Genomic DNA, 15,137 nt, shown 5'->3' on the forward strand with positions numbered 1-15,137 from the left:
AAGATGGATGAAACGGTGCCACATCGCCTTCTCCCCCGCGGGGGAGAAGGGAAGGAGCGGCAATGTCACATTCCCCAAGCGCCCCTTGTGGGGGAGATGCCCGGCAGGGCAGAGGGGGATGGCCTAGCCCATGTCGGAACCCTCCGCCCGCGCCCGGCGCCTCCTCACAAGCGTCCTCGTTCTTCTCGCCGCCGTCTTCCTCGCCCTCGGCACCTGGCAGGTGCAGCGCCTGTTCTGGAAGCGCGACCTCATCGCCCGCGTCGAAAGCCGCGTCCATGCCGAACCGGTGGCGGCGCCGGCGCGGGCCGGATGGCCGGCGATCAGCACGGAAAGGGACGAATACCGCCGCGTCACCGCCATCGGCCTCTTCCAGCACGACAAGACGGTGCTCGTGCAGGCCGTGACGGAGCGCGGCGCCGGTTTCTGGGTGCTGACACCGCTGCGCCTGGCGGACGACACGACCGTCCTCGTCAACCGCGGCTTCGTGCCGGCCGATCGCCGCGCGCCCGCCGACCGCGCGGGAAGCGAGCTTGCGGCCGGCCCCGTCGCGGTGACGGGGCTGCTGCGCCTCAGCGAACCCGGCGGCGGTTTCCTGCGCGCCAACGATCCCACCGGCGAGCGCTGGTTCTCCCGCGATGTCGCCGCCATCGCCGCCGCAAAGGGGCTTTCCGACGTCGCACCCTATTTCATCGACGCGGATGCGACGCCCAATCCCGGCGGCCTGCCGGTCGGCGGTCTCACGGTCATCGCCTTCCGCAACAGCCACCTCGTCTATGCGCTCACCTGGTACGTGCTGGCTGCAATGAGCACGGCCGGCCTCTGGCACGTCCATCGGCGGCGGCGCGTCTAGAGCGTTTCATGTTTTGATTGAAGCGTATCCTGCGTTTAAGAAGTAGTTTCGGCATTCCCTTGGTCGGATTGTTTTGACGAGATCGGCGACGAAGCGGCACGTGTCCTCAATGGTGCGCTTCTGTGCGAGACGCATCCAGTCTTTGATTTTGGCGAAGGCTTGCTCGATGGGATTGAGGTCCGGAGAATAGGGTGGCAGGAACCAGAGCCTCGCACCTGCCGCTTTGACGGCCTGGCGGATGGCCGCCGATTTGTGGCTGCCGAGATTGTCCATGATAACGATGTCGCCGGGCTTGAGAGCGGTCACGAGTTGTTGCTCGACATAGGCACGAAAGCACCGGACGTTGATCGGACCGTCGAAGACGCATGGGGCGGTCAGCCGGTCGCAGCGCAAGGCTCCGAGGAAGGTCAGGGTACGCCAATGGCCATGCGGCGCGAAGCCGCGCAGGCGCTTGCCCTTCGGTCCCCAGCCCCTTAGCGGCGCCATGTTGGTTTTGATCCAGGTCTCATCGATGAAGACGAGCCGCGTCGGATCGAGATGGCCTTGCCATACCTTCCAGCGTTGGCGTTTGCGGGCGATGTCGGCCCGGGCCTGCTCAAGGGCAAACAGTGTTTTTTTTGAAGCGCAGGCCTTCACGACGCAGGAACTGCCACACCGTGTTGTGCGAGACCATCACCCCGCCCGGCTCAGTTCATCCTTCAGTCCGTGTAGGCTCAGATGTGGATTCTGCTGTAGACGGGCGGCAATGAAATCGCGATGCGGCTCCAGAATGCGCTTGCAATGTCCGCCCATCTTGCCTGGTGCAACCGAGCCGGTCGCCCGGTAGCGTTGCGACCACTTCACAACCGACGAAACAGCAACACCAAACCGCCCTGCCACCGAGCGGCAACTCTCGCCGGCAAAAACGGCCGCGACAACACGTTCGCGAAGGTCTCCAGATAGGGCTCGAACCATCCGATGCTGGCCTCCTCCCAGCCAGCATCTTGAATCACAAAACCAACCTCATGGGAATCCAGATCGATTCAATCAAAGACAAAAACGCTCTAGGATGCGATCGATGCGCCATGCCAGCGGCCTCGTGTCTTGAAGGCCGACGGCAGGCCAAAGACGCCATTCCGGTGAGCTGCAAAGCCGCTGCGCCCTTCAACGTGGCAGGGCAGCAGCCGATCCGGCAGAACGTCCCGCCTCCCTTGACGCCCGTTCCAAGCTGCGGCCGAGAACGCCGAGGAAGATTGCGAAGAACCGCCGCGGCCCGTCCTCGCCCGCCGGCGTGAGGTCGCCGAAATGCTCGGCGAGAGACCGGTAGCAGGCGAGCCTGTCGGGGGCGATATGGGCGGGGGCAGCGGCGGGGGACTGGCGCAGGCAATACCAGTCGGCGACGAGGTCGAGGAGCGGGACGGCCTCCAGCGGACCCGTGTCGAGGCCGGCCGGCGGCGTGCCGTCCGCCATCAGCCGGCAGAGATCGGCGAGCGTCATACGCCGCGCCATCTGCGCCATGTCCGCCGGCCATTCTTTCGGCAGGAAGCGGTGAACGACGAGGGCGCGCATGTGGTGGTGCAGGAAATCGCCGTAGTCGCGGGCGGCGAGCGCCGGGTCCGGGGCGAGGCCTTCGCGGGCCTGCTCGGCCCGGTAGAGCGCGAGGAGATCGGCATCGAGCGGCGTCTCGGCAAGCGAGACGGTTTCGACGGACGGCGCCCCATCCCCCGTCTCGACCACGACGAAGCCGGCGGGAAAGGCGACGAGCGAGGGCACGGCGATGTTGACGAGGCTGCGGCCACCGTCATCGTGGCGCGAGCGGGCCTCGACATGCAGGTGGCCGCTGAAATGCAGCGACAGGCCGGCGGCGATGAGCGTTTCGGCGACGATCGGGCGGGGCGTGCGCTTCGCGACGTTCGTTTCGCCGAAGAGCGCACGCTCGCTGTCCGTCTCGTCCTCGAAGGGATCGAGCGCGGGATAGTGGGAGAAGGCGAGGAGCGTCTTGCCCTTGCGCGCCGCCCGCGCCGCGACATCGGCGATCCAGGCGAGGAGATAGGGTTTTACGCGCAGGAGCGCGTTCCAGCCGGCATCGGAACTGTCGAGGAAGGCTTTCTTGCGGGCGATGTCGCGCCGGCCGTTGCGTGGCTCGAAGACATTGGCATCGATCATCAGCAGCCACAGGCCGTCCTCCGGCTCGACCAGGTAGGAGGCATCCATCAGCCGCCGCACGGTGCCGCCATCGGCGGAGCGCAGGTCGTGCTCGCGCGCGGCGGGCGCGTCATCGGCGCCGAAGGGCGTTTCGAAATGAAGGTCGCCGGGGCGGCGGAAATAGCCGAAATCGCCAAGCGCGCGGATGCCCGCCGGCACGCCGTCGCAATACATCTTCTCCGTCACCACCGGACGGCCCGGATCCTCCGCCGCCTTCTCCGCATCGCTCGTCACCAGTACCGTGCCGCCCCCGGCATGCACATAGCGGGTGTCGCGGTGCTTGCCGAGCGGGCCGAAGACGTCGTGGTTGCCGGGTGTCGCGTAGAAGTTGAGGCCGTGGTGGTCGCGATAGGCCGCAAGCAGCCGCACGAGGCTCGCCACCGTGCCGCGCTGGCCGTCGTCGGTATAGTCGCCGAGCAGGACGACGTGGCGGATGCCCATGGCGACGATCCGGTCGAGCGCCGCGGGGAGGGCGGTAAAACTCTCGTTGAAGACGCGGGTGGAGCGGACGGTGTCGGCGAAGGTGCGCACCGTCAGCCTTCGCCCGTTCACGACGAGGCCGGGAAAATCGTAGTCGCCTTCGATATCGTGGAAATGGGCGTCCGCGATGACGGCGACGCGGGCCATGGGCCTACGCCCGCCTGCGGTAGAGGAAGTAACGCTTGCTGTCGACGGTGGCGGGCAGCGCCAGGGGCTCCAGCGCCGCGTGGTCGAGCGGCAGGCCGCTGATGGCGATGCCGCCGGCGCCGAGCGCGCCGGCGACGATGTCGGGCAGCCAGGTTAGCGTGACCGCGTCCTTGTCGTCATAGCCGGTGCCGATATCGGCGTGGACGAGCGCGGCATTCGTGCCGGCAAAGGCCCTTGCCGTCTCGACGATCTCGCCGAGCACCAGGTCGCCCGGCGGCGGCGTGGAGGAGGAATGCGCGCCGAGCGCCCTATCGAAGGCGACGATGCGCCGGCCGGGGAATTTCTCGCGCAGGTGATCGAAGGTGCGGCCGTTGCCGAGGCCGATCTCGAGGATCGCGCCGTCCTCCGGCAATGGCAGGGCCTGCGCGACATGGTCGATGACGTCACGCTGGGCGGACATGCGGCGGATGAAGCTTTCGAGGCGGCTCATGCGGGGATCTCAGGCCTTGAGGATCGTATCGGCGGCGATGCCGCGCCGGGCGAAGACGTTGCGCGTGTCGACGATCAGCGCGCCCCATTCGGCGAGCGCCGCATAGTCGATATCGTCATGGTCGGTGGCGATCAGGATCGCGTCGAAGGCGCGGATGTCCGCCTCGTCCCAGGCGACCGACGGGCGGCCGCGGAAGGCGCCGTATTCGCGGGTCGGCGGGATTTCCGGCACATGCGGATCGTAATAGCTTGCCGCGCCGCCGCGCTCCTCGATCAGCTCGATCAGCTTCAGCGAGGGGCTTTCGCGGATGTCGGGCACGTTCTTCTTGTAGGCGAGGCCGATCACCAGCACCTTCGAACGGCTCAGCGCCTTGCCGGCGCGCCGGTCGAGCGCCTCGGCCAGCCTGCCCACCACATGGCGGGGCATGGAAGAGTTGATCTCGCCGGCGAGCTCGATGAAGCGGGTCGGCAGCTCGTGGGCGCGCGAGGCCCAGGTGAGGTAGAAGGGATCGATCGGGATGCAATGGCCGCCAAGGCCCGGGCCGGGATAGAAGGGCATGTAGCCGAAAGGCTTGGAGCTTGCGGCGTCGATCACCTCCCAGATGTCGATGCCCATGGCCTCGTAGACGACCTTCAGCTCGTTCACCAGGGCGATGTTCACCGCGCGGAAAATGTTCTCCGTCAGCTTCACCGCTTCGGCCGTGGCGGTGGAGGAGACGGGCACGACCGTCTTGACCACCGCGCCGTAGAAGGCGGTGACGAGCGCCTGCGCCGCCGCGCCGTCGCCGGCGACGACCTTCGGGATGGTCGAGGTCTGGAACTGGCGGTTGCCGGGGTCCTCGCGCTCCGGCGAGAAGCCGAGGAAGAAGTCCGTGCCGGACGTGAGGCCGCCGGCCTCCAGCGTGCGGCGCACCAGGCCGTCGGTCGTGCCGGGATAGGTGGTCGATTCCAGAACGACGAGCTGGCCGGGGCGCAGCGTCGCGGCGATGTCGCGGCAGGTCTGCTCGACATAGCGCATGTCGGGGTCGCGGTGGCGCGTCAGCGGCGTCGGCACGCAGATGGCGATGATGTCGCATGCGCCGAGCCTTGAGAAATCGCTCGTCGCGGCAAAGCGGCCGGCGCGGTGCTCGGCGGCGAGGATATCGCTCGGCACCGCCTCGATATAGCTGCGCCCGGCCTCGATCGCGGTGATCTTGCCGGGGTCGATGTCGAAACCCGTCACGGCAAAGCCGGCGCGGGCGGCGGTGATGGCGAGCGGCAGGCCGACATAGCCGAGACCGATGACGCCGACGCGGGCCTCGCGAGACGTTATTCGGGCCAGCAGCGTCTCGTGGGAAAGCAAGGCAGTTGGCATCGGCACTCCGCGCACATATACAGGACCGCGCGTTGAGATGGGAGAGTTTGGCCAGCCTGTCAACCCTTGCCGTCCGGCCCCGCCGGGCGCGCAGCACGATGGGCCGCAAAGCCGTGCCGCGGTTCGCGGCGCCAGGGCGACGATGAGAAAGGGCCTGCGGGCGAGCATGAAGATCGCGTTCTACGCCCCGCTGAAATCGCCGGACCATGCCGTGCCCTCGGGCGACCGGCTGATGGCCCGCCAGCTTGTCGACTGCCTGAGGCGGGCCGGCCATGCCGTCACGCTCGCCTCGGAGCTGCGCGCCTTTTGCGGCGACAGCGACGATGCGGCCGCCTATGCGGTGCTCCGGGCGCGGGCGGCGGCGGAGGTCGAGCGGCTTTCGGCGCTCTGGCGGGCGGAGGGCGCGCCGGACCTTTGGTTCTGCTACCATCCCTATTACAAGGCGCCGGACCTGATCGGCCCTCCGCTCTGCAAGCGCTTCGGCATCGCCTATGCCACGGCGGAAGCCTCCTATTCCGCACGCCGCAATATCGGCATCTGGCGCGACATGCAGGCGCGGGTGCTGGAGGCGGTGCGCGGCGCGGCCGTCAATATCGGGCTCACCGCCCGCGACCGGGCGGGCCTTGCCGCCGCCGCGCCGGATGCGGCCATTGCGCCGCTGAAACCCTTCATCGACGCGGCGCCATTCACCAGCCGGGCCGCACGGCCGCAGCCGGGCCACCTCGTCACCGTGGCAATGATGCGGGCCGGCGACAAGCTGGAGAGTTTTCGCGCGCTTGCTGCAGCGCTGCGGCGGATCGAGGACCGGCCCTGGCGCCTTTCGGTGGTCGGCGACGGGCCGCTCAGGGCCGAGGTGGAGGCGCTGTTTTCCGGCTTTGGCGACGGGCGTATCGCCTGGCTCGGGCAGAAGTCGCAGGCCGCGGTGGCGGAGGTCCTGGCCGGGGGCGCGCTCTATGTCTGGCCGGGCTGCGGCGAAGCCTATGGGCTCGCCTATCTGGAGGCGCAGGCCGCCGGCCTTCCGGTCGTCGCCTGGCGGACGGCAGGCGTTCCCGAAGTGGTCGAGGACGGCGAGACGGGGCGCCTCACCGCACCGGGCGATCACGCTGCCTATGCGGCGGCCATCGCGGCCCTCCTGGACGACGCGGCGGAGCGCCGGCGCCTTGCGGAAAAGGCCCGCGCCCGCGTGCTGGCCGACCATTCGCTGCCGGCCGCCGCCGCGGCGCTGGATGCCATCGTGCGGAACACTGTGGGAGAGACGGGATGACGCTGCCTGCCTGCGCAAGACCCCTTGCGGACGAGATCGCCCGCCGGGCCGCGGCCGGCAGGCCGCTCCGGCTGTGGCTGCGCGACGACGATGCGGTGGCGCCGACCGCGGCGCTCGACACGCTCCTGGCGCTGACCGCGCGCCATGCGGTGCCCGTGCTCATCGCCGTCATCCCGGCCTTGACAGGCGCGGCGCTGGCGGCGCGGCTTGCCGAGGCCCCGCTGGCAGGCGTGGCGGTGCATGGCTGGGCGCATGAGAACCATGCGGGACCCGGCGAGAAGAGCCAGGAACTCGGCGCCCACCGGCCGGCGGAGACGGTGCTTGCCGAGCTCGGCCGGGGCTTCAAACGCCTCGCTGCGCTCCATGCCGGCCGCTTCGTGCCCATGCTGGTGCCGCCATGGAACCGCATCGCGCCCGCCGTCGTCGACGGCCTGCCGTCACTTGGCTTCAAGGCGCTCTCCGTCTTCGGCCCGGAAAAGCCCGCGCCGCTCGCCGTGCGCAACACCCATGTCGACATTATCGACTGGCGCGGCACGCGGGGCGCCCGGCCGGCGGAAGCGGTGATCGCCGATCTCGTGCGCCTCTCGCAGGCCCATGACGGCCCGATCGGCCTCCTCACCCACCACCTCGTGCACGACGCGGCGGCCTGGGCGCTGATGGCGCTGATTTTCGAGGCGACGGCCGGGCAGGCGGGGTGCGTCTGGGAGCGTGCGGAGGATCTGGTCGGGTAGGGCGGCGGGTTGCCGGGGGCTCCTCCAGCGCCGCTTCGTCCTTCTGGCGCTGCTCGCAAGGGCGGTGCGTTGGTCGCGCCGGAAAGAAGCGTGCGCGCTCCGCGACCACCCCCCTCTGCCCTGCCGGGCATCTCCCCCTCACGGGGGGAGATCGGCAAGAGGCGAAAGCCTCACTTAATCAGCAGCGCTGGAAACGGGCGAAACGGCTCTTCATCCAATCTCCCCCCTTGAGGGGGAGATGCCCGGCAGGGCAGAGGGGGGTGGTCACCACCTATCGCACGCCGCAGGAAACGACTCCCGCACGCGGCGCACCGCTCCTGCACCGAGCAACATGCGCCGGTCGCAACCTCGCAGGCGGTGAGCGGATGATCACAGAAATATGAAGGCGCAAGAGCGCGGCGAAGGCGGTTAGTCCCTTGTTTCTGCCGCAATTCCTTGGCAAATCCAGCCCGCGCCACAAGGTGCTTCGCTGCTTCGCGGAACGGGGTTCTCCCACCGCAAAGGCGAAAAGTCCGGAAAGGAATGCCTTTGCAGCGCGCGGAAAGGCTTTCGGCGAAGGACAATGGGGCGGCCGGCGCACGCAACAGTGATCCGGGCGACCCGGAAGGGACGTTCAGGAAATGCCGGCAGGCAAGGCCGACGGAGCAGTCCTCAGTGCGCGGTGGCGAGCCGCTCGCCCATGATGCGCATGGTTTCGGCCATGCTGCGGGGGCAGGACGAGAGGACCTTGAGGAAGCAGTCCTTGCGGATACGCAGTGCTTCCACGACCGTGGAGGCCTTGACGGTGGCATTGCGGGTCGTGCCGCAGAGGATGGCGATTTCGCCGACGACCGAGCAACTGCCGGTCGATGCGATCTTCTCGTCTCCCGAGGGGCCTTCCTTGTAGACGTCGACGACGCCCGAGAGAACGACATAGGCGGCATCGCCTTCGTCGCCCTGATGGAAGAGTTCCTGACCTTCACGGTAGCTGACCCGATCGGAAGCGAAGGCGAGCAGTTTCAGCTTGCCTGCATCGATGCCCGAGAACAGCGGCACCCGTCGTAACATCTGCACTTCGTCGTTCAAGATCATAACAGTCAACCGCCTCGAATTCCGGTTATCTGATCACTTCATACCAGTCATGCTATCAGTTGCTTGTATACCGTACCACTTTCGACGATCGTGTCGTAGGTTCCGTCTTCCACCAAACTTCCGCCATCAAAAGCAAGCACCCTTTTAAAGTGTTTTGCAAGCGGGGTATTTGACAAAACCCAGACAACAGCGGGATTATCACCGCTCTTGGCAATGAACGCAAGGGCCGCCTCCACGACGTGTTCCTGGAGGTGATGGTCGACGCCCGAGAACGCCCGGTTGAAGATGTAGTAGTCCGAGCGGCGGATGAGGGCGCGGGCAAGGCCCAGCTTCAGGCGCTGCAGGCTGTTCAACCGCCGGCCGCCGGCGCCGATGTTCGATTCCAGCCCCAGTTCCATCAACGCATGGTAGAGTTCCGGCCGCTTGGCCAGAAGCTCCCCGCCGATCTCCCTGAGCTTGGAAATGGCGTCGCTGAAGCGATGGTTGAGCTTGCCGAACACGATATTGTCCACCAGCGTTCCCGATGTCAGATAGGCATTCGGATTGTAACGTTCAATGTGGGCCTGCAGTTCCGCCGGCAGGTTCGCGTGGAACTGGTGGCGGACCTCGACGATCTTGCGCATCAGCTTCTCGTCGAGCACGCCGAAACGGTGCCGCGGCTCGACATAGAAGAAGCTGAGCTTGATGAGCGCGATCCGGTCCTCCTCGCTCGGTGCGGCATTGTGCCGCAGCTTCTGCAGCAGGTGCTGATAGGTCGGGATCTCGTCCGCCCGCATGAAGGTCAGTTGCTCGAAGAACGGGTGGTCGGGCGGCAGGTCCTTGAAGAGCTCCACCGCGCTTTCGGCGATGCCCTTGCCCATTTCGAACAGCGCTTCGCCGAGGCCGCTCTCGCGCATCATGTTGCGGAAATAGGGCGTCTTGACGATGGCCTTGGTCGAGGCCTTCGGGTCCGGCATCATGCCGAAGAACAGGTTCTCGGCGACCGGCGCCTCGGTATTGTACTCGTTGTCGCGGAAGGGCACGATGAGGTTGTTGAGGTCGCGGCGGTCCAGCTCCTCGCGAAGGTCATGGCGCATCTCGACGATCTGGGCGGTGAAGTCGGGATTGGTGTTGACCGCGATCGAGGAGTGCAGCGCCAGTTGCAGCACGTCGTCGGACAGCTCCACCACGTCCAGCACCGCCATCATCGCGCCGAACAGCCCGTCCGTGCCGTTGGCATTGAGTGTGCTCGGGTCGATCCAGTTGCCGTTGAGGTCGAAATCCGGATTGCCGGAGCGGCGCGCCTCCAGCACGTCCCATCGGCGCTGGTCGGCGGCCGGCCCCTTGTAGGCGGCCGGCTCGATCGGCGCGTGCTTGAGGCCGTAGAGCAGGTTGTCCTTCAGGCTGCCGTGGAAGAAATAGGCGTCGGGCGAGACATAGGAGATGCGCCGGCCGGTCACCGCCTCCGGCAGGGTGAAGAGGTCGTCGTCACCCGCCGTCACCTTGCCGCCGGCCGGCCAGACGACGCGGGCCAGCGCCTCGGCGAGGCGGTCACCGCCGCTGGCCGCCGCACCGATGATGGCGACGGTCTCGCCGGGCGCGATCTTGACGGTGACGTGTTCGAGAACCCGGCCGCCGATATCGTCGTCGATCAGGAGGTTCGTGGTGCTGAGCGGGTGGTTCAGGACCGCCCGGCTTTCCGTGTCGATCGCCTGGATCTCGGGGGCGATCATCTCGTCGGCCTCGAACTGCTCGACGACCTGCTCGTATTTGACCTGCACGTCCTGGCGCACCAGTTCCCAGTCGATCAGTTCCTTCAGCGGCCCCGGCAGCTCCTTGTAGGCGTTGATGACGGCGACGAGCTGGCCGACGTCGAGCTTGCCGACGATGGTGAGGTAGCCGCCGATGCAGTAGAACAGGAAGGGCGTCAGCTGGGCGAGGAAGTTGTTGAGGAACTTGACCAGGAACTTCCACTGGTAGATGTCGTAGCGGATCTTGAAGATGCGGCCGAGGCGGGCGGCGATGTCGGCGCGCTCGTAGTTCGAGGTGTCGTAGGCGTGGATCGTGTCGATGCCGTCGACGATCTCCGCCACGCGGCCGGCGAGCTGGCGGGCGGTGAGCTGGCGTTCGCGGCCGAGCTCGATGAGACGGCGGCGCATGCGCGGGATGATGCCGACCTGGATGGCGGCCATGGCGAAGGCGATGAAGCCGAGCCAGAAATGCTGGATGAAGATGAAGATCAGCGCCGTCAGCGCCTGGCCGCCGAGCAGCGCCGGCTGCACGAAGGCATCCGCGGTGAAGCCGCCGAGCGGTTCCACCTCGTCCTTGACCATCGAGGAGACCTCGCCGGCCTTGATGTGCTTGAAGTAGCGCGGCGGGAAGCGAAGGATGCGATCGACGAGCTCGTAGCGGATGCGCCGCAGCAGCCGCTCGCCGAGACGGCCCTTGTAGGTGTTGATGAAATACTTGAACAGGCCGTTGATGATGACGAGCACGAGGAACGTCAGGCTGAGGGCGAGCAGCGAGGGCATGCGCTCCAGCGGCAGGCCGGCGAAAAGCTCGACATGGCCGAAGAGCGGCAGATCGAAGGCGATCGGCATGAAGAGCTGGGTGTTGCCGGGCTGCTCGAATCCGGTCCCCTGGATCGGGCCGTTGACGATCTGCTTGGGCAGGTCGAAGGCCAGATAGTAGGGGATCATGGACAGGGCGACGATCAGCAGGATGAAGAGCTGCTGCGGCCGGGTATGGACCCAAATGTACCGGGCGAGGCTTTTTTCCATAAAGAGCTTCTGTGCGTGAACGGCCGCTGTCTGGCGTGAAGATTATAAGACAGCCGCAATACCGCAAGAGCTAGGTAGCCGCGTGCTGTTTTAGTAGGGCCCTCAGGATTTTTGCGGTACGATTGGCGCCATCCAGTTGCAAAACAGGCACATTTTTCTCCGTTTCGGCGGAAAGCGCGCGGGAAATTGCGTCCGCCATCGTCTCCCTGGAAAGCGCATCCTCGCGCAGCACGACCGCCCGGCCGAACCGTTCCAGCCGTTCGGCGCGCGCCGTCTGCTCGCTCTCGCCGCCCGACGCGAAGGGCACCAGCACCGCGCCGCAGCCGGCCTGCAGCACGTCGCAGACGGTGTTGTAGCCGGCCTGCGAGACCGACAGCCGCGCTGCCGCCAGGAGGTTGCGGAAGTCGGTGCGGAAGCGCACGAGATCGACATTGGCCGGGCACGCGGCGGAAAGCCGTGCGAAATCGGCCTGCGGCAGGTTCGGGCCGGTGATGACGAGCCAGCGATACGTGCCGTCGAGCCCCGGTGCCGCCTGGAGCGCGGCCTCCACGAGGCCGGCGCCCACCGCCCCGCCGCCGGCCGAGACGACGATATCGTAGCGTTCCGCGGCAGGCTCGACCGCCGGGCCGCCGACGAGGCCTGTATAGACCACCCGATCGGCAATGGCGTCCGCCAGCGGAAAGGTGTCCTCCAGGCGCACGAAGGCCGGGTCGCCATGCACGAGCACCCGGTCGAAATGGCGGCGCACGAGATCGATCGTCTCCTCGTCGCGGCCGTGCTTGGCGCGCTCCTGCAGGATGTCGCGCAGCGAGGTGAGGAGGAGGGGGCGCGGCGTGCTCGCCTCGATGGCCGCAATCAGCGGCAGCAGTTCGAAGCGCACCTGGCGGCGGCCGAAGGGGAAGGCCTCGACGATGACGATGTCGGGCCGTGCGGCGTGATAGGCGGCGAGCAGCCGGTCGCGCCGCGCGGCCTTGAAGGCCTCGTCGATGACCGTGCCGGTCTCGTCGACGAGCGCGGAAAAGCCGCCGTCGCCCACCGCGATGGCCGGCAGGGCGACATGGTCGATGCCGGGGCCGGGAAAGCCGTCGACCGGCATGCCGCCGGTGAGAAGCGTGACGGCGAAGCCGTCGTCGACGAGCGCGCGCACGATGCGGCTGGCGCGGGCGAGATGGCCGATGCCGAGCAGGTGCTGGACGTAGAAGAGGACGCGCGGGCCGCTCATCGCCGGGCTCCGGCCGTAAACAGCGCCTTCAGTTGCGCGATGCTGGTATGGTGGTCGAAGCTCCGGCGCACCTTCGCCTCGGCGGCCGCGCCGAGCCGGTGGCGAAGGGCCGGGTCGCGGATCGCCCGTTCGAGGGCCCGGGAAAACGCCTCCGCGTCCTCGGAGGGCACGAGCAGGCCGTTCTCCTCGGTCTCGAAAAGCTCGGGAATGCCGGAAATGTCGGTCGCCACGCAGGCGAGCTGCTGGCTTGCCGCCTCCACCAGCACGTTCGGCAGCCCGTCACGGTCGCCGTCCGGCGTGATGCGGCAGGCGAGCGCGAAGATGTCGGCGCGGCGATAGGCGGCGAGCACGTCCTTCTGGTCGACCGCGCCGAGCCAGGTGATCCTGTCGGCGATGCCGAGCGCGTCGGCGAGCTTCTGCAGCTTCGCCCGCTCGCCGCCGTCGCCGGCATGGACGAAACGCCAGGAAAGACCGGCCGGAAGCCGGGCGAGGGCCTTCAGCAGGATGTCGTAACCCTTCTTCGGCACCGCGCGCCCGACGCTGATGATGGTGACGGGATCTTGCGGGTCGGCGCCGTCACGCGGCGGGCGGGGATTTTCCCCCTGCCTGCCGGCATCTCCCCCACAAGCGGGGAGACAGCAGCGCTCCTGCGCTTCCCCGGGCGCTTCATCGAGCGGGTGCTGCAGGGCAAGCCCTTCTTCCTTGGTTGGGGAGGGGTCCTGCAATGGCGGAAAGCGGTCGAGGTCCAGCCCGTGATAGCTGAGATGCACCCGGTCGCGATGGAGGCCGGCGAGGGTCTGCAGGTGGGCGTGGCCGGACCGGGTGCAGGTCACGGCCCAGTCGGCGGTGGCCAGCTTGTCGGCGAGCTCCCAGTCCTCGGACGTCCAGATGTCCTTGGCATGGGCCGAGACGGTCCAGGGCAGGGCCAGCATGCGGCTGGCATAATTGGCGACGGAAGCGGGGGTGTGGATGAAATGGGCGTGCAGCCACCCGCCGCCGTCCGGCCATTCGCCGACGAGCACCGCCGCCTGGCCGAAACGGCGGAACCGGTTGCGGCTGAAATCGCGCGGCAGGTCTTTCAAGAACCGGCGGAGCGCGGCGCCGAAGCCGGGGGCGCGAACGCTCTTCACGAGGCCGCGCAGCACGCGCAGCGGCTCCTCGTGCAGGTATTCCGGCAGGTAGAGGACCGGCGCGCGGATCTCGTCATGCACGGGATGGCGCTTGGCATCGGTCGGGCGGCGCAGCGAGACGAGCACGAGATCGAGCCCGGCGCGCTCCAGCCCGAGCAGCTCCTGGGCGATGAAGGTTTCCGAAAGGCGCGGATAGCCCTTCAGCAGCACGACGATCTTGTAGGGCAGCGACACGGCGGGCGTGGCCTCTTTCACGCGACGGAGGGCGGGGTGAGTTCCCGCGCGGAAAGCTCGTCGCCGACGATGCGGGCGATGTTGCGCAGGCCTTCGAGCCGGAGCTCGGGATTGCCGCTCGAAGGCGGACGGCGCTGGGGCAGGGTCTTCAGCGCGGCGGCAAGGCGCGCGGGATCGGCCGATTCCTCCGGCAGCAGCATGTCGATGAGACCGAGCTCGGCGGCGCGGGTGGCGCGGATGAGCTGTTCCTCGCGGGGCTGCACGCGCGGCACGATGAGCGCCGGCTTGTCGAAGGAGAGGATCTCGCAATAGGTGTTGTAGCCGCCCATCGCCACCACCGCCTTCGCGCCGGCGACGAGGTCCTCCATGCGTGAATCGAACTCGATCACCTCGACATAGGGGATCTTCGCGGCTTCCTGCGTCAGCTTGGTGCGCTCGCCCTGCGGCATGTAGGGGCCGAGCACGATGAGAGCACGGTGGGTGAGGCCGGCATCATGCCGGTAGGCGCGCAGCACGTCCTCCACCAGTTCCGCCCCGTCGCCGCCGCCGCCGGTGGTGACCAGGATGTAGTCGCCCGACGGCTGGTACTGGGCGCGGTCCATCTGCAACGCGTTGCGCTGCAGGAAACCGACGAAGTTCAGCTTGTCGCGCACGCCCTGCGGCACGTCGAGCCCGACCAGCGGATCGTAGAAATCCGGCGGGCCGTAGACCCAGATGTCGTCGTAGAACTTCGCGATCTTGTGCATGACGTCCTTGCGCTTCCACTCGGCGTCGAGCAGGTGCGGGGAATCCATGACTTCGCGGAGGCCCAGGATCAGCCGCGTGCCGCGGCCCTTCAGGTAGGCGAGCGTTTCCTCCACCTCGCCGGAAAGGCCCATCGGCTCCTTGTCGATGATGAAGATGTCCGGATTGAACGTCTCGGCCGTGTGGCGGATGATCGACCGGCGCATGGTCAGCGTGTCTTCGAGGTCGATATGGCGCTCCAGCGAGGTATATTCGCCGTTGCGCAGCTTGATGACGCTCGGGATCTTCACGAAGTCCACGCGGGCGCGGTAGTCGAAGGCGCCGGCGATCGTCGCGCCCGAGATGATCAGGACGTTGAGGCCGCGATATTCCTCGACAAGCGCGTGCGCGATCGTGCGGCAGCGGCGCAGGTGCCCGAGGCCGAACGTATCGTGGCTGTACATGAGGATGCGGGCGTGCTCGAAACTGCGGCTCAAGG

11 protein-coding genes and 1 pseudogene are annotated in these 15,137 nt (G+C 67.5%); 3 read left to right on the plus strand and 9 right to left on the minus strand.

What is annotated here, in order from left to right; translation table 11 throughout:
* Nucleotides 1-130: 130 nt before the first annotated feature.
* Nucleotides 131-850, plus strand: coding sequence for an SURF1 family protein (locus EV665_RS14995; protein ID WP_133034677.1), 720 nt, complete (start codon nucleotides 131-133; stop codon nucleotides 848-850).
* A gap of 6 nt (nucleotides 851-856) precedes the next feature.
* On the opposite strand, the pseudogene EV665_RS15000 reads toward EV665_RS14995, so the two are convergent.
* The 4 genes and pseudogenes from EV665_RS15000 to EV665_RS15015 form a co-directional block, all read right to left on the minus strand.
* A pseudogene (locus EV665_RS15000) lies at nucleotides 857-1,804 on the minus strand (IS630 family transposase).
* A gap of 189 nt (nucleotides 1,805-1,993) precedes the next feature.
* On the minus strand, nucleotides 1,994-3,661 hold the full coding sequence (locus EV665_RS15005; RefSeq protein ID WP_133034678.1) for a metallophosphoesterase family protein: 1,668 nt from the start codon (nucleotides 3,659-3,661) through the stop codon (nucleotides 1,994-1,996).
* A 4-nt stretch (nucleotides 3,662-3,665) separates the two neighbouring features.
* Nucleotides 3,666-4,151, minus strand: a complete 486-nt coding sequence (locus EV665_RS15010; RefSeq protein ID WP_133034679.1) for a class I SAM-dependent methyltransferase — start codon at nucleotides 4,149-4,151, stop codon at nucleotides 3,666-3,668.
* A gap of 9 nt (nucleotides 4,152-4,160) precedes the next feature.
* Nucleotides 4,161-5,504, minus strand: a complete 1,344-nt coding sequence (locus EV665_RS15015) for a nucleotide sugar dehydrogenase (RefSeq protein WP_133034680.1) — start codon at nucleotides 5,502-5,504, stop codon at nucleotides 4,161-4,163.
* Nucleotides 5,505-5,670: 166 nt separating this feature from the next.
* On the opposite strand from EV665_RS15015, the gene EV665_RS15020 reads away from it, so the two are divergent.
* Nucleotides 5,671-6,768: a glycosyltransferase family 4 protein gene (locus tag EV665_RS15020; RefSeq protein WP_133034681.1), complete on the plus strand. Its 1,098-nt coding sequence runs from the start codon at nucleotides 5,671-5,673 to the stop codon at nucleotides 6,766-6,768.
* Nucleotides 6,765-7,499, plus strand: coding sequence for a polysaccharide deacetylase family protein (locus EV665_RS15025; RefSeq protein WP_133034682.1), 735 nt, complete (start codon nucleotides 6,765-6,767; stop codon nucleotides 7,497-7,499). The genes EV665_RS15020 and EV665_RS15025 overlap by 4 nt, the downstream gene beginning before the upstream one ends.
* A 651-nt stretch (nucleotides 7,500-8,150) precedes the next feature.
* Here the strand turns inward: EV665_RS15025 and EV665_RS15035 are convergent.
* From EV665_RS15035 to EV665_RS15055, 5 genes are all read right to left on the minus strand, one after another.
* Entirely contained in the window at nucleotides 8,151-8,570 is a 420-nt protein-coding gene (locus tag EV665_RS15035) for a cyclic nucleotide-binding domain-containing protein (protein ID WP_064333492.1), read from the minus strand.
* Between the two features lie 47 nt (nucleotides 8,571-8,617).
* Nucleotides 8,618-11,329, minus strand: a complete 2,712-nt coding sequence (locus EV665_RS15040; protein WP_133034683.1) for an ABC transporter transmembrane domain-containing protein — start codon at nucleotides 11,327-11,329, stop codon at nucleotides 8,618-8,620.
* Between the two features lie 70 nt (nucleotides 11,330-11,399).
* Entirely contained in the window at nucleotides 11,400-12,551 is a 1,152-nt protein-coding gene (locus EV665_RS15045) for a glycosyltransferase family protein (protein WP_133034684.1), read from the minus strand.
* Nucleotides 12,548-13,915 carry a glycosyltransferase family 4 protein gene (locus EV665_RS32850; protein ID WP_245507722.1) on the minus strand — a complete coding sequence of 456 codons (1,368 nt, stop codon included), beginning with the start codon at nucleotides 13,913-13,915 and terminating at the stop codon, nucleotides 12,548-12,550. The genes EV665_RS15045 and EV665_RS32850 overlap by 4 nt, the downstream gene beginning before the upstream one ends.
* 17 nt (nucleotides 13,916-13,932) lie before the next feature.
* Entirely contained in the window at nucleotides 13,933-15,135 is a 1,203-nt protein-coding gene (locus EV665_RS15055) for a glycosyltransferase family protein (protein WP_133034685.1), read from the minus strand.
* Nucleotides 15,136-15,137: the final 2 nt, after the last annotated feature.

It is taken from the genome of Shinella granuli (genome assembly GCF_004341885.1).
GTDB classification, from domain to species: Bacteria; Pseudomonadota; Alphaproteobacteria; order Rhizobiales; family Rhizobiaceae; genus Shinella; species Shinella granuli.